This is a genomic window from Litorivivens sp. (assembly GCF_041625495.1).
GTDB lineage: Bacteria > Pseudomonadota > Gammaproteobacteria > Pseudomonadales > Spongiibacteraceae > Litorivivens.
Window position 1 is genome coordinate 1 of the sequence record NZ_JBFJTH010000050.1, and the last position, 22,685, is coordinate 22,685.

The 22,685-nt window shown below is 56.5% G+C and carries 19 protein-coding genes and 2 pseudogenes; 17 read left to right on the forward strand and 4 right to left on the reverse strand.

The features are described 5' to 3' along the window. The 3 genes and pseudogenes from ABYP39_RS07930 to ABYP39_RS07940 all read right to left on the reverse strand — a co-directional run. Positions 1 to 188: pseudogene (locus ABYP39_RS07930) on the reverse strand (hypothetical protein); the annotation flags it as partial. A 3-nt stretch (positions 189 to 191) separates the two neighbouring features. Continuing rightward, positions 192 to 1,223 (reverse strand): DUF2333 family protein, encoded by a 1,032-nt coding sequence (locus ABYP39_RS07935; RefSeq protein ID WP_372749725.1) that lies wholly within the window; start codon positions 1,221 to 1,223, stop codon positions 192 to 194. A gap of 46 nt (positions 1,224 to 1,269) precedes the next feature. Further along, a complete protein-coding gene (locus tag ABYP39_RS07940) occupies positions 1,270 to 1,704 on the reverse strand; it encodes a copper chaperone PCu(A)C (protein ID WP_372749726.1) in 435 nt (144 codons plus the stop codon). Positions 1,705 to 1,839: 135 nt separating this feature from the next. On the opposite strand from ABYP39_RS07940, the gene ABYP39_RS07945 reads away from it, so the two are divergent. The 12 genes and pseudogenes from ABYP39_RS07945 (at position 1,840) to coq7 (ending at position 15,613) form a co-directional block, all read left to right on the forward strand. Beyond that, entirely contained in the window at positions 1,840 to 3,591 is a 1,752-nt protein-coding gene (locus ABYP39_RS07945; RefSeq protein WP_372763688.1) for a protein-disulfide reductase DsbD family protein, read from the forward strand. 177 nt (positions 3,592 to 3,768) lie between these two features. Continuing rightward, a complete protein-coding gene (aroQ, locus tag ABYP39_RS07950; protein ID WP_372749960.1) occupies positions 3,769 to 4,221 on the forward strand; it encodes a type II 3-dehydroquinate dehydratase in 453 nt (150 codons plus the stop codon). 26 nt (positions 4,222 to 4,247) lie between these two features. Continuing rightward, a complete protein-coding gene (gene accB / locus ABYP39_RS07955; protein WP_372781930.1) occupies positions 4,248 to 4,712 on the forward strand; it encodes an acetyl-CoA carboxylase biotin carboxyl carrier protein in 465 nt (154 codons plus the stop codon). 35 nt (positions 4,713 to 4,747) lie between these two features. Next, a complete protein-coding gene (gene accC, locus ABYP39_RS07960) occupies positions 4,748 to 6,088 on the forward strand; it encodes an acetyl-CoA carboxylase biotin carboxylase subunit (RefSeq protein ID WP_372759432.1) in 1,341 nt (446 codons plus the stop codon). A gap of 137 nt (positions 6,089 to 6,225) precedes the next feature. Further along, a complete protein-coding gene (prmA, locus tag ABYP39_RS07965; protein ID WP_372781932.1) occupies positions 6,226 to 7,122 on the forward strand; it encodes a 50S ribosomal protein L11 methyltransferase in 897 nt (298 codons plus the stop codon). A 42-nt stretch (positions 7,123 to 7,164) separates the two neighbouring features. Continuing rightward, positions 7,165 to 8,298: a DUF3426 domain-containing protein gene (locus ABYP39_RS07970; protein ID WP_372781934.1), complete on the forward strand. Its 1,134-nt coding sequence runs from the start codon at positions 7,165 to 7,167 to the stop codon at positions 8,296 to 8,298. A gap of 112 nt (positions 8,299 to 8,410) precedes the next feature. Continuing rightward, a complete protein-coding gene (gene dusB / locus ABYP39_RS07975; protein ID WP_372748843.1) occupies positions 8,411 to 9,406 on the forward strand; it encodes a tRNA dihydrouridine synthase DusB in 996 nt (331 codons plus the stop codon). Further along, positions 9,403 to 9,705 carry a DNA-binding transcriptional regulator Fis gene (gene fis, locus ABYP39_RS07980; RefSeq protein WP_372748844.1) on the forward strand — a complete coding sequence of 101 codons (303 nt, stop codon included), beginning with the start codon at positions 9,403 to 9,405 and terminating at the stop codon, positions 9,703 to 9,705. Before dusB ends, fis begins: the two co-directional genes overlap by 4 nt. A gap of 59 nt (positions 9,706 to 9,764) precedes the next feature. After that, positions 9,765 to 11,341 (forward strand): annotated as a pseudogene (purH, locus tag ABYP39_RS07985) (bifunctional phosphoribosylaminoimidazolecarboxamide formyltransferase/IMP cyclohydrolase). A gap of 77 nt (positions 11,342 to 11,418) precedes the next feature. Next, positions 11,419 to 12,708, forward strand: a complete 1,290-nt coding sequence (purD, locus tag ABYP39_RS07990; protein WP_372748846.1) for a phosphoribosylamine--glycine ligase — start codon at positions 11,419 to 11,421, stop codon at positions 12,706 to 12,708. A gap of 34 nt (positions 12,709 to 12,742) precedes the next feature. Then, positions 12,743 to 14,965: a 7TM-DISM domain-containing protein gene (locus ABYP39_RS07995; RefSeq protein ID WP_372781936.1), complete on the forward strand. Its 2,223-nt coding sequence runs from the start codon at positions 12,743 to 12,745 to the stop codon at positions 14,963 to 14,965. Between the two features lie 9 nt (positions 14,966 to 14,974). Next, on the forward strand, positions 14,975 to 15,613 hold the full coding sequence (coq7, locus tag ABYP39_RS08000) for a 2-polyprenyl-3-methyl-6-methoxy-1,4-benzoquinone monooxygenase (RefSeq protein WP_372750688.1): 639 nt from the start codon (positions 14,975 to 14,977) through the stop codon (positions 15,611 to 15,613). A 3-nt stretch (positions 15,614 to 15,616) separates the two neighbouring features. On the opposite strand, the gene ABYP39_RS08005 is transcribed toward coq7, so the two are convergent. Then, the gene (locus ABYP39_RS08005) at positions 15,617 to 16,687 is read right to left on the reverse strand and encodes an AraC family transcriptional regulator ligand-binding domain-containing protein (protein WP_372764121.1); all 1,071 of its coding nucleotides are present in this window, start codon (positions 16,685 to 16,687) and stop codon (positions 15,617 to 15,619) included. 253 nt (positions 16,688 to 16,940) lie between these two features. Here ABYP39_RS08005 and ABYP39_RS08010 point away from each other — a divergent pair, with 253 nt between their 5' ends. From ABYP39_RS08010 to ABYP39_RS08030, 5 genes are all read left to right on the forward strand, one after another. Then, a complete protein-coding gene (locus ABYP39_RS08010; RefSeq protein WP_372781938.1) occupies positions 16,941 to 18,104 on the forward strand; it encodes a CaiB/BaiF CoA transferase family protein in 1,164 nt (387 codons plus the stop codon). Then, complete coding sequence (locus ABYP39_RS08015; RefSeq protein ID WP_372781940.1) at positions 18,101 to 19,315, forward strand: CaiB/BaiF CoA transferase family protein; 1,215 nt, start codon at positions 18,101 to 18,103, stop codon at positions 19,313 to 19,315. Before ABYP39_RS08010 ends, ABYP39_RS08015 begins: the two co-directional genes overlap by 4 nt. Positions 19,316 to 19,468: 153 nt before the next feature. Then, on the forward strand, positions 19,469 to 20,485 hold the full coding sequence (locus ABYP39_RS08020) for a helix-turn-helix domain-containing protein (protein WP_372748950.1): 1,017 nt from the start codon (positions 19,469 to 19,471) through the stop codon (positions 20,483 to 20,485). 38 nt (positions 20,486 to 20,523) lie between these two features. Beyond that, positions 20,524 to 21,816: a cytochrome P450 gene (locus ABYP39_RS08025; RefSeq protein WP_372781942.1), complete on the forward strand. Its 1,293-nt coding sequence runs from the start codon at positions 20,524 to 20,526 to the stop codon at positions 21,814 to 21,816. A gap of 20 nt (positions 21,817 to 21,836) precedes the next feature. Further along, the gene (locus ABYP39_RS08030) at positions 21,837 to 22,679 is read left to right on the forward strand and encodes an SDR family oxidoreductase (protein WP_372748952.1); all 843 of its coding nucleotides are present in this window, start codon (positions 21,837 to 21,839) and stop codon (positions 22,677 to 22,679) included. Positions 22,680 to 22,685: the final 6 nt, after the last annotated feature.

Sequence of the window (22,685 nt, forward strand, 5' to 3'; positions counted from 1 at the left end):
AGGCCTCCGCGACTGCCAATGGCCTCCTTCCCTCGATTATCCACCACCTCAAGATAGAGGGTTCGGCCTTCCCCGATATTACTTTTCGACGGCTCCAGGGTCGGATTGATGGTGACCTGCTGCGGCGACAGTGCACAGGCACCCAGCAACAGCGAGAGAGAGACGAGACTGAATAACTTGAAACGCATGATTCATCCTTTGGACAAAAGTTCACGAAGATCAATAATGGCCGCATTGGCCCGGGAAATATAAGATGCCATCACCAGTGAGTGGTTTGCCAATACGCCGAATCCGCTGCCATTAAGCACCATCGGGCTGTACATGGGCTGCTGGGTTTGCTCCAGCTCACGGATAATCTGCTGCAGACTCACGCGCGCATTTTTATTGGCAAGCACGTCTGCAAAATCTTTCTCAATAGCACGCAAAAACTGTATCAGCGCCCAGGAACCTCCGCGCGCCTCATAAAAAATGTCATCTATTTGCAGCCACGGTGTTTTTATCATCATCTCCGACGGAGTCGCGGTAGACTGCCGCGCAGAAGGGTCATTGGCCAAATCGGTATTCAGGCGACGCTGCCCAACGCTTGCACTGAGCCGCTGAGATAGACTGCCCAAGCGTGACTCAACACTCGCCAGCCAGTAGCGCAAATTGTCAGCACGCGCATAAAACTGGGCCTGAGGGTCATCTACCCGCGCCAGCCGATCGCGATAGCGCTTCAGGTACTTGATGCCGTCGCGATACTCAGATTCAGAAGCCGGAACGGCCCAGCTATTGTTAGAAAAATTAAACCGAGGCTCAGCCTTGGCAAGATCGACATCTTCGGTCGATTGAGACTGCGAGCGACTGAAGCTCTCACGCATAGCACGGGTAAGATCGCGAACCTGAATCAAGGCCCCATATTCCCACGCCGGCATATTATCGAGCAGCACACCAGGCGGCGTAATATCGTTACTGAGAAAACCGCCCGGCTTATCAAGCAAAGCTTCACTGACCCCAATGAGCATATTTGTGGTCACGGTGCCGACAACCATGGGCCGGTCACCACTATCATAGAGTGCGATATCACTCGGCTCCCGGCTCCAGTATATGCCCAGAACCAACACCAGAAGGAGATACGCAACAATAGCAGTCAGCAGCCATTTGAAAGTCTGCCGCCCCCCCATCCAGTCTTCGGCGGCCTCACGCATTATCTGCCAACGTTCTGCCAACCTGCCTTTAACCATACCCACTCTCCTCAACTCTCGTGGTACTGCTCGATGGTGGTACCGCTCAATGGTGACGGTGCTCGTTTATCACACTCACTACGGGAAACGTTACCGAGGTGATATCACCTTTGTCATTCTCGAAACAGAGCGCAACCTCCTGCCCCTCCCGCAAAGGTTGTTTTAGCCCGATCAGCATCAGATGCAAGCCGCCCGGCTTGAACACTACCTCGCCGCCAGCCGGAACTGTCAGGCTCTTGCGCTGTCTCATTTGCATCATCCCGGCGCTGTGCACGTGTTCGTGAATCTCTACCGACTCGGCAATATCCGAGTATACCGCGGTCAGGGTCCAGGCCTCAGCGTCCGGGTTACTGACGCGGAAAAATGCAGCGGTGGCTGATTGCGTGGGTGGCAACCCGCGCACATAGGCCTGATGAAATTCCACCGCAGACACCGGCAATACCGGCAATATCAGAAAAAACAGCAATACACGTTTAAACATGGGCTCTCCGGCCAGTAGAACACACAGTGGCACCCGCGACTGCAACTTGTCGTGCGATATCCATTACAATGCCGACAGAGCTGCGCTGGGGCTTGCTACCCGACGCTGTATTTTACGCACTTTTAAAGAGTCATGATGCGTCTATATCAACAGTTTACCCTACTGCGCGCGTTACTTCTGTGCAGTTTATTTGCGAGTTTTCCGCTATCGGCAAGCCAGACGGATACGCCGTGGAATAACGACGATCCTTTTGCCCAGCAGGCACCAACCTTTTTACCGGTTACCGAAGCCTACGCGCCCCTGCTATCTCTAACGGGTGATAATGCCTTGCAAATCAATTGGCAAATCACCGATGGTTACTACCTTTACCAAAAACAGTTTGCGACCCAACTGTTTGCCGCCGGCGACCACAGCCGCCATACCCTCGACTACGGCGACGCCATCGTCAAGGACGACCCGTACTTTGGCCCAACGCCGGTCTACTACAACTTCGCCAACGCCACCCTGAAACCACTACCCGACGCCAGCACCTTACTGTTGAAACTGACCGCCCAAGGCTGTGCTGACGCCGGCCTGTGCTACCCCCCGCACGACTGGTTTTTCAAAATCTCCAAAGGCGGCCAGATCGATTCGACCACCGAATCGGTCTGGAATACTGCCGCCAGCAGCCGTTCCGCGCTGCCGCAAAATGCACAGGCCAGTGGCCTGTGGCTAATGCTGATCTTTGCCCTTGCCGGTGGCATCATCCTCAACCTGATGCCCTGCGTTTTCCCGGTATTGGGCCTCAAGGTACTGAGCTTCACCAACTCTGGAGTGGGCAAAGCACCCGTTCACGGCGCCATCTACAGCGCCGGCGTAATCATCAGTTTTCTCGTCGTTGCGCTGGTGCTGGTCGGCCTTAAAAGTGCGGGGGCTGCTGTGGGCTGGGGATTTCAGCTACAAACGCCCTGGTTCGTGGCCCTACTCTCCTGCGTATTTTTTGTGCTTTCGTTAAACCTGCTGGGCGCATTTGAATTCAGTTTCATCGGTGCGACACCCGGCCAGACACTCAGCCAGCGCAATGACTACGTGGGCAGTTTTTTTACCGGAGTGCTGGCCACCGTTGTCGCAACCCCCTGCACCGCACCCTTTATGGGAACAGCACTGGGTTTTGCGGCGACCCAGACCACTCTCGTATCGCTACTGGTCTTTGCCGCTCTCGGCATTGGCATGGCACTGCCCGTGTACCTGTTAACACTGTTTCCCCGAGCGCTCAAAGCCCTGCCCCGATCAGGCCCTTGGATGGAACACCTGAAACAGTTCCTCAGCTTTCCGCTGCTGGCCACCGCCATTTGGTTGTGCTGGGTCATCGGCCGGCAAACCGGTGTCAACGGCATGGGGCTAACACTACTGGCATGGCTCGCTCTGGGGCTCACCATCTGGTGCGTTGGGCTGCGCGGCAAAGTCGCCATTGTTGTCGCCGTTCTGGCACTGATTACAGCCATCGCACTGGTCAACCAAACGCGCTCCCTCACCCCCGAGGCGCAAACAGCTGCACAACGTAGCGACGGCACGCTCCCCTACAGTGCAGCCACACTCGCAGAGTTGCGCGCCGCCGGCCGCCCCGTATTTATCGACATCACCGCGGACTGGTGTATCACCTGCAAAGTTAATGAGCGTGTAGCACTGCACACCGATGCTGTTCGCAGCGCCTTTGCCGAGAAGAACGTGGCCTATGTGATTGCCGACTGGACACGATACGACGCCCACATTACCGCCTTGCTGGACGATTACCAGCGCAACGGCATTCCGCTTTACCTGCTCTATGTGCCCGGCGAGGAACGCGCCCGAATACTACCGCAGATCCTCACCGAATCGCTGGTTTTGCGAGCGATCGAAACGCTCTGAACAGCGCCTCAGTGTTAACACCGAAAACAATAAAATCGTCGAAATTCACAATATCTTCTTAAAACACGCTGGCATTTGACCGCAAAATTGTGAAAAAATGGCTCCCATGCGTGGACGAGCCGGTTTGTTTCAGGCAGAATCAAAAGAATTAACGATAACTTACTGTTTTTAAAGACTATGGCATCAATTCTGGTATTGCATGGCCCCAACCTGAACCTGCTGGGCACCCGCGAGCCTGGCATTTATGGTGCCACCACGCTGAATGAAATCAATCAGACGCTTAAAGACGCCGCCGAATCCGCAGGCCACCACCTGCAATACCTACAGAGCAACGCCGAATACGAACTGATCGAACGCATCCATGATGCCCGTCACGAAGGCATCAATTTCATCCTGTTCAACCCCGCAGCCTTCACCCATACAAGTGTTGCGCTGCGCGACGCACTGCTGGCAACCGACATTCCATTTATTGAAGTGCACCTGAGCAACGTTCACGCTAGAGAGCCGTTTCGCGCGCACTCCTATTTTTCAGACATCGCCGTTGGCGTGGTCTGTGGTCTTGGACCACAGAGCTATCGACTGGCACTGGAGGCGGCCATTGCCCGCCTTGACGAATCCAAAACCCAATAATCCTTACTTCTATTTAGAGAGCGTATATGGATATTCGTAAAGTCAAAAAACTGATCGAACTTCTCGAAGAATCGAACATCGACGAGATTGAAATCAAAGAAGGCGAAGAGTCTGTCCGCATTAGCCGCAACGCAGGCGTACCCATGGCCTACGCCCCGCAATATGCGGCGCCGGCTCCCGCGCCAGCACCTGCCCCGGCTGCCGCCGCGCCCACAGCAGCGCCGGCCGAAGAGGAAAGCGCACCTGCCAAGACCAATGGTCACGTTATCAAGTCTCCCATGGTTGGCACCTATTACAGCGCCCCTTCACCCGGCTCACCGGCATTTGTCCAGATTGGTCAACACGTGAAAGCCGGCGACGTAATCTGCATTGTCGAAGCCATGAAAATGATGAACCAGATCGAGGCAGACAAGTCCGGTGTTGTAGAAGCGATACTCGTGGACAATGCCCAGCCGGTGGAATTTGATCAACCACTGATCACCATCGTTTAAGGCCCACCACGCGCGACAACAGGACGACGCCACACATGTTGAAAAAAGTAGTGATTGCCAACCGCGGCGAAATCGCGCTGCGAATCCTGCGAGCCTGCAAGGAAATGGGCATAAAGACCGTTGCGGTGCACTCTCAGGCAGACAAAGACCTGATGCACGTGCGCCTGGCTGACGAGTCAGTCTGTATTGGACCGCCCTCCTCAACAGAAAGTTACCTGCACGGGCCCGCCATTATTTCAGCCGCTGAAGTGACCGATGCGGTAGCCATCCACCCGGGCTACGGCTTTCTGGCCGAAAACGCTGACTTTGCTGAACAAGTAGAAAACAGCGGCTTTATATTTATTGGCCCCAAAGCCGACGTAATTCGCCTGATGGGCGACAAGGTCTCAGCCATCAAAGCGATGAAAGCTGCCGGCGTTCCCACCGTGCCGGGCTCCGACGGCCCTCTGACCGAAGACGGCGACCGCACGCTCGAGATTGCCCGCAAGATTGGCTACCCCGTTATAATCAAGGCAGCCGCTGGCGGGGGTGGTCGCGGCATGCGCGTGGTGCACAGCGAAGCTGCACTGCTCAACGCCGTGTTTGTCACCCAATCGGAAGCCAAAGCCGCTTTCGGAGACGGCACCGTCTACCTTGAAAAATTTCTGGAGAAACCTCGCCACGTCGAAATTCAGGTGCTGGCCGACGGCCAGGGCAACGCCATTCATCTGAACGGGCGCGACTGCTCACTGCAGCGTCGCCACCAGAAAGTGCTTGAAGAAGCACCGCCACCCTGCATTGATCTCGACGCGCTGAACGAAACCGCTCAGGCCTGCGTAGATGCCTGCATCAAAATTGGCTATCGGGGCGCCGGCACATTCGAGTTTCTTTACGAAGACGGCGGTTTCTTCTTTATTGAAATGAATACCCGCATCCAGGTGGAGCACCCGGTAACTGAAATGATTACCGGCATCGACCTGATCAAGTGGCAGCTGCGCATTGCCGCCGGTGAAAAGCTCAGCATCAAACAGGAGGATGTGATTGTTCGCGGTCACGCCTTTGAAGCCCGCATCAACGCTGAAGACCCGAAGACCTTCATGCCCTGCCCCGGCACGGTAAAACACTACCATGCCCCCGGCGGCTTTGGCGTGCGAGTTGATTCGCACCTGTACAGCGGCTACACGGTTCCTCCCTACTACGACTCCATGATCGGCAAAGTGATCACCTACGGTGAAACCCGGGAGATCGCGCTGGCCCGCATGCAGCACGCGCTGGAAGAGCTGGTCGTAGACGGCATTCGCACCAATATAGACCTGCACAAGGATCTGGTGCGCGACGGGGAATTTCGCAAAGGTGGCGTAAGCATTCACTACCTGGAGAAAAAGCTGAAAGACTAACCCCCGCCTTCTGGAGCCAGCCGGACAACCTTCGTCCTGGGCGAAATAGCTTGAACCTATTTTCGCCGACACCGCTGGCTCCCACGACCCCCTCCCTCTGTTACAATCGCCCGCACTTTTACAACCGGAGCCATTCAATGCCCTGGCTACAGCTCAAGCTTGACGCCGATCGCGACAACGCCGAACCGCTCGAAGACGCCCTCCTCGAATTGGGAGCAGCCGCGGTCACGATGGAGGACAGCGCCGACCAGCCGCTGTATGAGCCCGGCCTGAATGAACGCCCTGTTTGGAATCGCACCCGGGTAACAGGCTTGTTTGATGCCGGTACCGACATGGCCGTCGTGGTTGAGTCATTGACGCGCAATTACCCCGCACCGCTGCCCCCCCACCGGGTAGAAATTCTGGAAGACAAAGACTGGGAACGTGAGTGGATGAGCCACTACCAACCCATTCAATGCGGCCAACGACTCTGGATCTGCCCCAGCTGGCGAGAGCCGGTTGACCCGGCGGCGGTCAACCTCAAACTCGATCCCGGCCTCGCCTTTGGTACTGGCACCCACCCCACTACCTTTCTCTGTCTGCAGTGGCTGGACAGCCAGAACCTCGACGACACCCACGTGGTGGATTATGGCTGCGGCTCGGGCATTCTTGGCATTGCCGCGCTGCTGCTCGGCGCCAAACGGGTCACCGCGATCGACAATGACCCGCAAGCACTCATTGCCACCCGTGACAACCTGCAACGCAATGCACTAAGCGAAGACCGCCTGACCTGTCATTTGCCAGACAAGGCGGACAAAGATGGCAAAGCCGATATCGTGGTCGCCAATATCCTCGCTGGCCCACTGATGGAACTGGCGCCGCGCCTGTCCGCCTATCTCGAACCCGGGGGACGGCTGGCATTGTCAGGCATTCTCAGCGAGCAGGCAGAAACCCTGCGCAACCACTACGCGCAGTGGTTTGACCAGCTGAGCGTGGTGGAAAAAGACGACTGGTGCTGCATTTCTGGTATTCGCAATTCCACTTACACCGGGTAATCACGTAAACTCCGTGCAAAAATAAACCAGCAGGAGTTTGTCATGGCCGCCAGGGCCACGCGCTGCCCCCACTGCCAGACCAGTTTTCGGGTTACCGAAGCCCAGCTCGCCACCGCGCGCGGCCTGGTGCGCTGTGGCGCCTGCCTGGAAGTCTTTGATGCGCGCAACAATTGGGTAGAAACCACCCCCCTCGAAGACACCGAGGCACTCAAGGCAGAGCCCGGTGATGAAGCGAATACAGCTTCCGGCGACAACCCGCCCGCGCCAGTACAAAATGGCGCCGAACCGACTAGCGATTCGGCCGAGGCTACACGCCACTTTTCGCCACAGTCGCCCCCGACTGAAGCCGAGACGCCTAACAAGGTGACTCCGGCTATACACGTGGACACACCCGCAACGGAGCATCTGAACACACACGATAGCGCCGCCGACGATGACGCCGGAAGCAGATTACACGAAGATTTATGGGAAGACTCGGACACAGAGAACGACGCCGCGGACGACCCAAGCGATGCATGGCAGCCAAATGAGCGCCTGAAAGCCAGCAGGGAAACTGACGAGACCGACTACGACTCTGAAGAAACTGCAGCACACGACTACCTGAGCACCACCGACACTGACGACGAATTCGACCAACTGGTCGACCGACACAAACGCCAGATACGCATCAACCGTCAACAGGCCGCATGGTCGCTGCTGAGTATTCTTGCGCTAGCCGCCTTACTGGGCCAGATGATTTACACCAACTTTAACAGCCTCGCCCAGTCCGCCCACCGGGAAAAACTGGCCGCCACCTGCCGCGTGGTGAATTGGCTCGGTGGCAGTGAAGCCTGCCGCCTGCCACCGCCACAGAATTTGGCCCGCATTGAGTCACGCGGGCTTAATGTGCTGTCTCACCCCGAGTACGCCAACAGCCTGCTTATCGATGCTGTCATCATTAATACCGCCAACTTCAGCCAGCCCTTCCCGGCCCTTGAGTTAGCCTTTACTAACGAGCGAGGCGCTGTCGTCGCCGCGCGTCAGTTCCTTCCCCGGGAATACCTGCACGGCGAACTCGCCGGCGAATCGATGATGCCAGTCGGGCAAAGTGTAAGAATCCAGATTAGCGTGCTCGATCCCGGCAGCTCCGCCATCAACTACCAGATGCATTTTTACCCCGCGCAACAGTCGATGTAAGCGCGCTATACATTGATCAAAAGATAAACACAAGCCTTTATCGGCGCGGCGCAAAATAGTATGATTGCGCCCTGTTTTTCGCACTCTCTACGATGTTCCACGGAACCCGACCATGATCCGGATTGGCCGCTTCACGTTGCCCGGCAGAGCTGTTCTCGCGCCCATGGCAGGTGTCACAGATTTGCCCTTCAGGCGACTGTGCCGCGAGTTTGGCGCCAGCCTCACCACCTCGGAAATGGTTATCAGCAACAGTGAGCTTCGAAGCAGCCGAAAAACACAACTGCGCCTGGCTCACGACGCGGGGGAAACACCCCGGGTTGTACAGATTGCCGGCGCGGAACCGGAAGCCATGGCCGAAGCAGCGCGCTATAACGCCAGTCTCGGTGCCGATATTATCGATATCAACATGGGCTGTCCGGCCAAAAAAGTGTGCAAGCGAGAAGCCGGCTCCGCATTACTGCGCGATCCGGTACTGGTACGCCAGATTTTGGAGGCTGTGGTCAACGCCGTCGAGGTCCCGGTTACCCTGAAGTTTCGTACCGGCTGGTCTCCGGAACACCGCAACGGCTGCGAAATTGCGCGCATTGCCGAGGACTGTGGCATTCAGTCTCTCGCCGTGCACGGACGCACCCGGGCTTGCCGTTACCACGGCGCCGTAGAGTACGACACGATAGCGGCCATAAAACAGCAGGTATCACTACCGGTTTTTGCCAATGGGGACATTACCAGCCCCAGCGCCGCAAAAGCGGTATTGGACTATACCGGCGCAGACGGCGTAATGGTTGGCCGAGGTGCCCAGGGGCAACCCTGGTTGTTCCGGGAAATAAACCATTTCCTGGCCACAGGCGAGGCACTGCCTGGCGCAACGCTTACAGAGCGGTGGCAAACCATGCTTCGCCACGTACAGCATTTGCACACGTTTTACGGCGAAGCACAGGGTGTGAAAATCGCCCGCAAACACGTGTCCTGGTATGGACAGAGTATTAACGGTTTTGAACAAGGCCGCCGGCTCTTCAATGGGTTGACCTCAGCCGGCGAACAAATTGACGCTATCCATCGCTTTGGCGAAGAGTGGCAGCAGATTGATACAGGGGAAATAGCAGCATGAACGCCAGCGCCGAAACAAAACTTGAGTTGGTCGACAACTCACGTACGGAATCCTTCGCAGCGATCGCCGAAACACAGTCACTGCGCGAAAGCGTAGCAGTAGCGGTCAAAAACTACTTTGACCAACTCGACGGTCAGGATGTCACCGACGTCTATGAAATGGTCCTGTCTGAAATGGAAGCACCGCTTCTGGAAAAAGTCATGACCTATACCCGCAATAACCAGACCCGAGCCTCGCAGGTATTGGGCCTGAACCGCGGCACGCTGCGCAAGAAGCTGAAAAAGTACGGTCTGCTTTAAGCACTTAGGACCAACAACTCTCTCTTCCATTTTTAAAATTCAAGGGTATCTGAGCCTCAATGAGCACAGCCGAACTACCTCGTCCAGTCAAACGGGCACTGATCAGCGTTTCCGACAAAGAAGGCATCGTGGAATTTGCCGGCGCGTTGCGCCAGCGCGGTGTTGAACTTCTTTCTACCGGTGGCACCTTTCGCCTACTGAAAGACAACGGCCTCGACGTTACCGAAGTTTCCGACTACACCGGCTTCCCCGAAATGATGGATGGCCGCGTTAAAACCCTGCACCCAAAAGTGCACGGCGGCATTCTGGCACGCCGGGGCACCGACGAAGCTATCATGGGCGAACACGGCATCAGCGCGATTGATATGGTGGTGGTAAACCTCTACCCCTTCGAACAAACCGTTGCCAAGCCTGACTCTCTCTCGAAGATGCCATTGAGAATATCGATATCGGCGGCCCCACCATGGTACGCGCCGCGGCCAAAAACCACCGCGACGTGACAATCGTCGTTAACGCCGCCGACTACCAGCGAGTCCTCGAAGAGCTGGACAGCAACAGCGGTTCCACCACCTATAACACGCGCTTCGATCTGGCTATCAAGGCCTACGAGCATACCGCCGCCTATGACAGCGCCATTGCCAATTATTTCGGGCAAAAGGTTGCTGGCGGTAGCGACAATTTTCCACGCACCTACAACGCGAACTTCGTCAAACAGCAGGAACTGCGCTACGGGGAAAATTCTCACCAGCGCAGCGCCTTTTACGTGGAAAAGAACCCGGTGGCCGGCTCCATCGCAAGCGCTCGGCAGTTACAGGGCAAAGAATTGTCCTACAACAATATCGCCGACACCGACGCCGCGCTCGAAACCGTCAAACTATTCGACGAGCCCGCTTGCGTTATCGTCAAGCACGCCAACCCCTGTGGTGTTGCCATTGGCTCGAGTTTGCAGGAAGCATACGACAAGGCCTTTGAAACCGATCCCGAATCTGCCTTCGGGGGCATCATTGCCTTTAACCGTGAGCTTGACGGTGCCACTGCCGCCGCCATCTGCGAACGCCAGTTTGTAGAAGTGATCATTGCGCCCTCTGTCAGCCAGGAAGCCAGCGACGCCGTGGCCGCCAAGAAAAACGTCCGCCTGCTGGAATGTGGGCAGTGGACTGACAGTGTGGCCGCACTGGATTACAAGCGCGTTACCGGCGGCCTGTTATTGCAAGACCGTGACCTGGGCATGGTCAGCGCTGCCGATCTGAAAGTGGTCAGCAAACGCCAGCCAACCGAAGAAGAAATTCGAGACCTGCTCTTTACCTGGAAAGTGGCCAAGATGGTCAAATCCAATGCCATTGTGTACGGTCGCGACGGCCGCACTGTCGGCGTAGGCGCAGGCCAGATGAGTCGCGTTAACTCTGCCCGCATTGCCGCCATCAAAGCCGAGCATGCCGGCCTTGAGGTCAAAGGCTCTGTCATGGCTTCCGATGCTTTTTTCCCCTTCCGCGACGGCATCGACAATGCAGCCAAGGTGGGTATCAGCTGTGTTATACAGCCCGGCGGCTCAATCCGCGACGAAGAGGTGATTGCCGCTGCCGATGAAGCGGATATGGCCATGGTCTTTACCGGAATGCGGCATTTCAGGCATTAATGACAAGCGAGCGTCCGGCGCCTGACGCCGAACGCTACGACAAAGCGCTTAGCATGCGATAACAAAGAAAGGTAATTATGAAAGTCCTAATCATTGGCAGCGGCGGTCGCGAACACGCCTTGGCTTGGAAGACCGCAAAATCCAAAAACGTGTCCAGGGTTTACGTTGCACCCGGCAATGCCGGCACCGCGCGCGAAGCCAATATGGAAAATGTCCCCCTCGACGTTATGGATTTCGAGGGCTTGGCGGCCTTTGTAAAAAAGGAACATATCAACCTCACCATCGTAGGCCCTGAGGCACCGCTGGTAGAAGGTATTGTGGACTACTTTCAACAACGCGGCCTAAGCTGCTTTGGCCCCAGCAAGGGCGCAGCCCAGCTTGAGGGCTCCAAAGCCTTTACCAAGGATTTTCTCGCTCGCCACAAAATCCCTACCGGTGCTTACAAGAACTTTACGGAAGTAGAACCCGCACTGGCCTACATCCGCGAACAAGGCGCGCCTATTGTCGTCAAGGCTGATGGTCTGGCTGCCGGCAAAGGTGTTATTGTAGCCGAAACCGTTGAGCAGGCAGAGGCTGCAGTGCGTGACATGCTGTCAGGCAACGCCTTCGGCGAGGCCGGCTGCCGGGTTGTCATCGAGGAGTTTCTCGAGGGCGAAGAGGCTAGCTTTATCGTGATGGTAGACGGCGAAAACGTACTGCCCATGGCCACCAGCCAGGATCACAAGCGCGTAGGTGACGGCGACACTGGCCCCAATACAGGTGGTATGGGCGCCTATTCACCGGCCCCGGTGGTGACCCCGGTGATTCACCAGCGCATCATGGATCAGGTGATCATGCCCACCGTTCAGGGCATGGCAAAAGAAGGCCACCGTTATGTCGGCTTTCTGTATGCCGGATTGATGATCAGCCCTCAGGGCGAGCCCAAGGTGATTGAGTTTAACTGTCGCTTTGGTGACCCTGAAACCCAGCCAATCATGCTGCGCCTGCGCTCGGACTTTGTAGAACTCATCCACGCAGCGCTGGATGGAAAACTCAACGATACCAAAGCACAGTGGGATGCGCGCAAAGCGGTCGGTGTCGTACTGGCAGCGGGCGGTTATCCGGGCAACTACGAAAAAGGAAAAGTAATCAGTCTGCCGGGCGACGCCAGCGATAGCAGCGAAAAGGTGTTCCACGCGGGCACCAGTCTCAAAGACGGCGAGGTTGTCACCAATGGTGGTCGCGTACTATGTGCCACCGCGCTCGGGTATTCTGTTACCGAAGCACAACAAAAAGCCTATCAACTAACCGAGAAAATCACCTGGGATGGTGTCTACTACCGCAAGGACATCGGCTATCGCGCCATCGCGCGCGAAGCAGATAGTTAAGCATTGGCTTTGTCTGCTAAGCCTGTGGCTGGCCTTGCCCGCCCTGGCAGCAGACATTCTGCGTATTCCCGCCGATGGGCACTTCGATCTGCCTATCGGCGAACAGCTAGACCTCCTCGTTGATCCACAGCGCAGCTACACGCTTGCACAAGTACAACACAGCCGGGACTTTCGGCTGGTGCGAACCAACGATCTAACGCTAGACTTCAATCGCGGTCGCTATTGGCTTCGTTTCGGGCTTGCCAATAGCAGCACCCAAGAGCGAAATGCCGTGTTGCGCATTCGCCCCTCGCACCTGGATCATCTGCGACTGTTTACCCTCGACGGTAGAGAAATCCAGCCTGTGAACACCCGGGGCATCGCTCGCAGCCCCAACCTGTTCTCGCTGAGCATAGCGCCACAACAACAAGTTCTGTTTTACCTGTGTATCGATGGCGTCGGGCTTACGCCCACCAGCTTGAGTTTGACTGATCTATACCCCTTTCTGATCGAATATCGCTACGAATTATTCGGCAACGGAATCGGTATTGGTCTGCTATTTGCCCTCGGCATCGCCAATTTTGCTGTGTTTTTTGTTTACCCGCGCATACGTCTGTTTGTGCTGCTCGGGTGTTACTCTCTGTGTAACATGAGCGCTATTGCGGCATCCTGGGGCTATATACTTCTTTCCGAGCATGCGAGCTCATTGTTTTCAAACCCGGCATTCGTGGTACTCACCCACCTCAGCATGGCCATCGCCATCCTCATTGCCAACGAATTTCAATTGCGTACCGCTGAGCCACAGTTGCGCTGGCGCCGCCTTATGCAAGTGCTGGTCGCGATCAACCTGATGGCAGCGGCCGTCGCCACCCAGTTGGCAGTGTCCTATTCCAGCATCGCCATGGTAGCGCTGGTAGGTATTTCGGCTACGCTGATAACCTTGCGGCCCTTGCTCACCTACTTTCAATCGCAAGACCGAGCTGCTTTCGAATACCTTCTCTCGCGCGCCTGGCTTGTACTGTTTGTTACGGTAATCTCGTTAACCTATACCCACCTTAGCGCCAGCACTGAAACCATCAATATGCTGATGCTGTTCGGCACTGCAACTGAAGTACTAATCCTGTCGCTTCTGGCCCTGATAGACCGGCAGCGAAGTCTTGTGGAAGGGTTTAAACATCGTCTGCGAGTGTCGACACTGGAAGCCGAAGTTCGCAGTGGTAATGAAACCCTGCGCCGCTTCAATCACGGCCTGATAACACCGCTGAGTGCAATCTTTGGCATTGCCGAAATGCTGCGCAATTCACGGCTAAGCCCGCAACAGCGAGACTACGTACAGAGCCTGCTGGCGGCGAGCCAAGACATGCTCGGTATCGTTGAGAATATCCAGTCACAGGACTTTCTCGACAATGAAACCCCAACCACGCCAGAGTTGCTGTTTGATCTGCCACCTCTGCTACAGGATTTTGCTGATAGTCATATTGGCGAACTCACCGCGCTGTCATTAGACGATGACATGCCCGGGCAAGTACTGGGCGACCCGGGCCGTCTGCGTCAGCTACTGTCCCAACTCCTGCTGGTCACCACCTACTTCGCGACAGAACCGGGCATTCGGCTGAGTGCGCGCTGGCACGAAAAATTGTATCTGGATTTTAGCTACCGCGGTCGTAAGGCGCTGCTGCTATTGCATTTGGGGGATACCGCGAGTGAGTCGCGCGAGGCCCTGCAAACTCGCGGCGAGATTGTCAGTCAGCTGGTGCAGGCGTTAGGCGGCAGCCTACGGCTGCAATCACTGGGACCCAACCAGCATATTCATGTCGTGGTGCCGCTCACGCAATGGGAACACGAACAGAAACTCCCCCAGTTACTGCAGCTAAAAGCCCGCCGCATACTCATCGTCGAGGCCAATCGCCACTTTGCATTGCAACAGAAAAAGCACTGCGAGCAGTGGGGGATGATCGCCTTTGTCGCCCACAACGACCGCCAGGCCATCGCCCTGCTGCGTAATCAATGCACACTGCGCGCGCCTATTCATGTCCAATTGATCAGTGATTCCAGTCCAGACCCGGTACGTGTCAGTAACCGATTGCGGCACGAAGCTGAACTAGCGCAGCTGCCTCCACCGGGAACCATCTTCCTGCTGGAAAATGGTCGTGATGTGCCCGCAGACGCGACGGGGCCCTATCGCCAGATGAGCAAGCCGTCAGCCAGCTTTACCCTGAAACGCCTGATCATTGAGATTCTCGAAGAGCAAAGCGCCCAAACAGAACAAATCGGGTAGAATAGCGCCATGACTCGACACCACAGTTTCCTCGATAAACTCCTTATTTCGGCTGACCGCGGCCTGAAAACACTGGTGCCCGGCAGCAGCCGGGCGCGCCGTTTCAACCCGGCCGATAAACACCAGGACACCCTTATTGACGACAGCCCGCGCCACACCGCCGGGTTGATGCGCATAAACCACACCGGTGAAGTCTGCGCTCAGGCGCTGTATCACGGCCAGGCCATTACCGCCAAAGACCCGGCGGTCAAATCAGCCATGCAGCATTCAGCGGACGAAGAGATTGACCACCTGGCCTGGTGCGAACAACGTTTACGGGAATTGGGCAGCCACACCAGTCACCTGAACCCGGTGTTTTACTCCGCCTCATTTCTGTTGGGTGCACTGGCGGGCGCCCTGGGTGACCGCATCAGTCTCGGCTTTGTCGCTGCCACCGAAGAACAGGTATGCCAACATTTGCGTGAACACCTGACACAATTGCCCCCCGAGGATGAAAAGTCACGCGCAATCCTGGAACAGATGCTGCGCGATGAATCAGAGCACGCCAGCATCGCACTGGCCGCTGGCGGCAAGGACTTTGAGCCCCGCATAAAAGAGTTGATGACGCTGGCCTCAAAAGTGATGACCCGTTCAACCTATTACATCTAAACGCTAGCGCGGCACGCCGCCGGCAAAGTACTGCTGCCGAAACTGCTTTGGCGTTACCCCGGTCCAGCGTTTGAAGGCACGACCAAAGCTCGACTGCTCCGAGTATCCAAGATTTGCCGCCACATCATCCAGTGACAGAGTTTGTTGCTTGAGATAGCTTTGCGCCAGGCCCACGCGCTGCTCTTCCAGAATATCCGAAAAGCTTAGATCGCTGTCGCCCAGCTTGGACTGCAGAGTTCGCACCGACATATCCATTTTCTGTGCGCAGCGCTCTATCGTGCAATTGCCTGTAGGTAGAGAGCTGCGCACATAATCCTGGACTCGATCTGCCAAACTGGTGCGCGCGGCCTCTTTCACCTTACTCAAATAGCCGCCAACCAGCTTGAACAACAGCCTGTTGGCACTGGCAATACGCCGATCGAGAATCTCCACGGGGAAGGCAATAGCATTCTCTGTAGCAGAGTTGTGAAAACGGCAGCCCAGTTGCCGCTCCAACTCTTCGATATCGCGGTTGCGCGCATCAACAGCCAAATTGACGTAATGCGGTTGAAAATCCTTACCCCCCAGTTGCCGCAACAATTTCACATTGAGCAGCGCTGCGTGATAGTTCGCCTGCTTGTTGCAACCCAGATCAGTACGCACTCCCCAGCGTAATTCCGCGACCTTATCGCCCACATAAAGCTCTTGAATCGCCGCTGGCGAATGGGTCACCGGGATATATTCAACGAGACACTCAATCGCCTCGCGCACGGTGGCGGCAGCCCGGCAGAGCGCAGTGACACACCCATACACATCCGGCTCCTGCAATTGCGCCAGCTGCAAGCCAAACAAGGAATCGTTGAAGGTGGCACTGCAGTCTTCCAGCAGGTCCACAAAATCCTGACAGTCGATGTAGTGATCCGGATCGCGAACCACCAGCGGATCTATATGATGCCGCTCCAACAGGGAACGGGGATCGGCGCCACGGGTCCGCGCCAGCGACGGGAAAGCCCCCAGATTGGCAATACGCATCTGCCGCTCCGTGGGCATCAGTTCAAGGGGGCCGTCCAGGCTGTAGAAATGGTTATCACTCATAGCCTTACCTCTTATTCACACCGTTGAAGACAATCCGTCTGCGTCAACTGTGCATTGTTTTGACGCCTACTGTCAGGAAGCTGTCGAGGCTGCGTGGAGAATCAACACAGCCCGCTCTGGCTGGTTAGCGGTCGCAACATACGCGGCAACCAGCGGGTGTTGTGGTCTTCACAGCCAATCGATACTACTATTCAACAATGGTGTTGTATAGCTGAGTAATTGTACAGTGTCCCGTCATTTGTTGGAGGAACCCATGAGCGCCTTACAGGGAATTCGCGTATTAGAGCTGGCCGAATCAGTCGCCGGCGAGTACTGCGGCAAGCTACTCGCCGATTTTGGCGCCGAAATCATCAAGATAGAAAAACCTGGCAGCGGCAGCCCAACCCGTGCACTGGGGCCATTCAAAGACAATAATCCAGCGCCGGAGCACAGCGGTCTGTTCGCCTATCTAAACATCGGCAAACACAGTGTAGCCCTAGATCTTGATACTGCAGGCTCAACACTGGATACGCTGCTGGCAAATGTGGACGTGGTCATTGACGATCATCCGAACGATTGGCTTACCCATCACACCCTGACATTCGACCGCGTCGAACGCGACTTTCCAGCGCTGGTGTTCTGCTCCATCACCGATTTCGGGCTCACCCCTCCCGATGATCGGCGACATGCCACTGACCTGACCGTGATGAACAGCGCTGGCTGGGCTTACCACACGCCGACCGGAGCCGACCCTTCACGGCCACCACTGAAGGGCGCTGGACGCTTTATGGCGAGTTACGAGGCTGGCATGGAGGCCGCGATGTGTATCAGCGCCTGTCTGTGTGATTCCAGCGGTGGTCGCACAATCGAAATATCCAAGCAGGAGGTGTTGCTGTCTCGCCTTGATTACGTGCTTGCGCAGATGGTCAGTGGCGAAATGAACGTCAGCGCCGAGCGCGATGCCTTTGATCTGGCTGGCCCCGCTGGCATCTTTGAGTGCCGGGATGGCTTTGCCTATATCTGGATGTCCGCGCCTAGCCACTGGCAGGCTTTGCGGGAGTTGCTGGACGATACCACCTGGATGAACGATTTCCCCGACAACTGGCTGGAGCGGGGCTGCACGGCCGAGCGGGTTACCCTGTGCCGCCAGCATCTCGGCGCCTGGCTCAAAACCCAGAACAAGCACGACGCCGCAGCCAGAGCCCAACAACTGGGCCTAACCCTGGTCGCCGTTAACAATGCCGAAGACCTGCTGGCCTGCGAGCAATACGAATATCGCGGATTTTTTACCGAACTCCGCCATCCGATCATCGGCAACGCGCGCTACCCTGGTACCCCCTACCAGTTGAGCAAAACCCCGACCTATCCACAAAGCCCCGCGCCACTGCTCGGCCAACACAGCCAACACCTTGCCACGGTCACCGGGGGTGCGCTATGACCCAACAACGTGGCGGCCCCCTGCAGGGCATTCGAGTTATCGAACTGACTAAGGTATGGGCCGGCCCTTACGCGGGCAAACTACTGTCTTTTCTGGGTGCAGAAGTGATTCGCATTGAAAGCGAAGGTTCTCTCGATGTAACCCGTATCTACGGTGTCGACGACCTGAACAAAGCCCCCGGCTTTATGGCGGTCAATCCGCAAAAGCTCAGTGCACAGATCAATATGAAAAGCGAACAGGGTATCGCGCTGCTACTGGACCTGCTGGCCAAATCTGACATTCTGATTGAAAACCTGCGCCCGGGAGCAATTGAGCGCCTGGGCTTGGGTTACGAGCGTGTGAAAAACGTCAATCCCGGCATTATTTTCACCTCGATGGGGATGTATGGCGCCGCCGGACCACTGGCTTACCAAACGGGGTATGCCCCCTGCTTCGCCGCCCTTAGCGGACTCAGCTCGGTGGTAGGTTATGAAGGCGAAGCTCCAGGCGGCATGAATGTCCGCTATGCCGATTCCACCTTTGGCACAGCCGCCGCACTGGCCAGCGTTGCAGCCTTGCGCCATCGCAATCGCACTGGCGAGGGACAGTTTATCGATGTCTCCGCCGTGGAAACCATGACCAGCATGATGGGCGACGCCATCATGAAATCCACGCTCAACGATGAAATCCAGGCCTGCGACGGGAACCGCCACGCCGAAATGGCTCCCCATGGCGTGTACCCATGTCAGAACAGCGAATGGCTGGCATTGGCGGCAAAGGATGACGACGCCTGGGCTGTCATCGCAAACACCATCGCAGCCAGCGTCGGCAAACCCGAGCTCGCCACCGATCCGCGTTTCGCCACGCTGGCCGCGCGCAAGCAACACGAAGCTGAGCTCGATAGTCTGATCAGCCACTGGAGCACCTGCCAGGACGCCAGCGAAGCAGCCGCTGAACTGCAGCACGCGGGTATTGCCGCCAGTAAGAGCTTTACCTCTCTGGATCTGATTTCCGATCAACACCTTTGGGCCCGGTCTTTTTATCCGGAAGTGAGCACCTCTGACGGCAACAGCCGCGCGATCGTTGGGCCCGGCTGGAAAATGAGTCGAGCTGCCCAGATTCATGCCGGTGCCCCGCGCCTGGGTGAACACAATCACTATGTGTTTGGCGAGATTCTCGGACTGTCAGAAGGTGAGCAGGCAAAGCTGGCAGAAGCCAGCGTTACCCGCTGATACAGGTCCGCCGCCGCCAGCTGCGCGAAATGTTGAAGGATTATCGCAAAGTGGTGAGAGCCCCGTGCAGCGCCCTTCTATAGTTCAACACCTATGTTGAGCAAATACCAACCATAACAGATTGCACACACGGGATAGCCAGCGAGGTGAACCATGTCTGAAACACTCTTTGCTTTTGACGAGCGCAACTACCAACAATGTCAGGACGCATTTCGCGGCACTAACAACCAGGAATACTATCTGGGCGATTACACCATTGAAGCCGGCTCCCAGATTGATGTACGCGCCGAACGAAAAGCCGTGGGATCGTGCTCCATTATCCAGCTGCGCTCAAAAACCCGACTGCGCTTCCGTCGCACCTGGGCACATATTCGAGAGGACGCCACCGATGTGGTGGTACTGTGGTTCGTCAAACGCGGCACCCTTAACGTTTCCCATCAGTGCGGCACCAGCACGGCCCGCGCCGGCGATTTTGTCATTACCAAATCCATGTCCCCGTTTGCAATCGAGTGCCGCCCCGATGACAACGCCCAGCATGAGGTGCTGCATGTCGTCCTGCCGACGCTGGCCTTTCGCCAATATATCCCGCAAGAGATCAAGGCTGGCTACACCGTTCCCGCCGACGGACGTGAATTCCTGATCGCGGAGCGCATGCTGACCGATGTGTTTGAAGATGCTGACGAGCTGGCAGATCACATCCAGCAAAAGCTAGTGGACGCCGCACTGTACGTTCTCACCGACGCGATTAAAGGGCGCGACGATCTGGCCCAGGAGCGTCAATCATTATCTGAGAAGCGCCTGCAGGACGTTATGCGTTTTATCGAAAAACACCTGTCAGATCCGAAGCTGAACGCCTCGATGGTTGCCGAAGCCTGCGGCATTTCGCCGCGCTACCTGTCTCACCTTCTTCGACAAAATGGCACTTCATTTTCAACACTGGTCTGGGACTGGCGTCTGAAAACCGCGCACAAATGGTTATCAACCACTGCGCCAAACGAAATATCCATTGCCGAAGTGGCCTTTCGTGTTGGCTTTAAAAGCCCGGCTCACTTCAGTCGCCTGTTCAAACGGGTGTATGAGGTCTGTCCCCGGGAGTATCGCGCGCAGGCACAACCGGCACCAACCGACACCAAAGACTTTTTCATCGGAAGCCCCAGCGCTCTGCAGTAGCAGCGCGGTTTTCCCGGTTTACTATAAAAGAGGCGATCATGACCGACGCAGCCACCTGCCCATACAGCGGTAAACCCCTGAATGAACTCACACTGACCGACCCACTTATTCAGGCACAACCAACGGAATTTTACGCGCGCATGCGCGCTGAAGATCCAGTGCACTTTGACGAAAAACTAGGCATGTGGCTGGTGACTCGCTACGACGATATTGTGGAGCTGCTGCGCGATCCGGAAACCTTTTCCGACAAGCATGGCTACGAAAAGCAATACGCCAGCGGCTACTTTGAAGAGTTCAAACAGATTCTGGAAACCGAGGGCGGTGGTTTCTTCTCCGACGCCATCAAAAGCGACCCACCCTACCACACCCGCATCCGCAAACTGCTGGACAAGGCGTTTACCGCCCACCGCGTGAAATCGTTAGAGCCCGGCATCACCAAGGTCATCAGCAACGCCGCTGACAAGCTGATGGAAAAAGCTGCCAACGGTGAGGTCGTTGACGGTGTGCGTGAGTACGCCATTCCCCTGACCATCGCCGTGATCTGCGAGCAGATGGGCATCGAACAATACAACGGCGAGAAAATTTCTCGCTGGTCCGAAGCCATCACCGCCCAGATTGGCCGCATGCAGGATCACGGCCAAATGGTGGCCAACGCCAAGGAAATCTGTGATCTGCAGAACTTCATCATCGCCCAGATGAAAGACCGGGAAGCCAACCCTAAAGAAGATATGATTTCGGATCTGGTACACGCTACCACTGAAGACGGCGAGAAGCTCACCTTTGCCGAAGCCGTCTCCCTGATTCGCGCCCTGATCATTGCCGGCAACGACACCACTGCCACCGCCATCGGCAACCTGATGTTTATTCTGGCCAGCAAACCCGATCTTGCCGACGAGCTCTACAACAACATGGACGATCGTCGCTACATGAATCGCTTCGTGGAAGAGCTGCTGCGCTATGCACCGCCGGTTCGCGGCTTGGCCAAGATGACCACCCGTGAATGTGAACTCGGTGGCCAGAAATTGCCGAAGGGCGCCCACATGCTGGTGATGTATGCCTCCGGTAACGACGATGACAGCAAGTTTGAATGCCCACGGGAATTCAGTACCGAGCGCCCCAACCACGGTTCACACCTAGCCTTCGGTGTCGGCATTCACCGCTGTGTGGGTGCCTCGCTGGCGCGCATGGAAATCAACGTGGCCGCGAAAGAACTGATCAAACGCGCCAAGCGTTTGCATCTGCAAGTCGCACCGGAAGACCTGACCTACCAGCCCACGGTCGCTACGCACACCATTGCCAAGCTGCCGTTAACGCTGGAACCACGCAGCTGATCTCATAAAAGGAGAGACAGATGAATCAGGATCTGAAGGGCAAGGTCGCCGTCGTGACCGGTGCCGCCAGCGGTATCGGTGAAGCCACCGCTGCCCTGTTTATTGAACAGGGCGCACGTGTGGTTATTGCCGATATCAACGAAGACGCCGGGCAGGCCCATGCCGACAAACTCGGCAAGCAGGCCCGCTTCAAAAAAACCGACGTCTCCAACGCCGATGATTTGCAGGCATTGGTGCATTTCGCCGTCAGCGAATTTGGCGGTCTGGACATCATGTTCAACAACGCAGGCATTTCCGGTGCCCAGCACCCGCGTTTTCTCGACGACGATTTGAGTGATTTCGACAGAGTTGTTGGTATCAACCTGTTTGGCGTCATGAAGGGCACTCAATGCGCCGCCAAGTACATGTCCAAAAATGGCGGCGGAGTCATTCTCAATAACGCCTCCATCGCCGGCATACTGCCCGGCCAGGCCCTGATGAGTTACCGCGCTACCAAATCAGCGGTGATTCACTTTACCAAGTCCGTTGCCATTGATTTGGCCGAATATAATATCCGTGTCTGCGCCATGGCGCCCGGTCATATCCGCACCCCGCTCACCGCGTTCAACATTCCCGGCATGACACCCGAGCAGATGATCCGCATCCGCGATGCACTCGCACCGGTGTGGGATTCCAACCAACCGCTCAAGCGCCACGGCAGTCCGGCAGATGTCGCCCAGTCCGCCCTGTTCCTGTGCAGCGAACGCGCGGCCCAGATCACCGGCATCGTGATGCCCATTGACGGCGGCATCACCGCCGGTGACCCGGTCAATCACCTGCAGGAAATTTTTGATGCCCGCGCCCGTGCGCTGGCCAATAGCTGAAAAAGA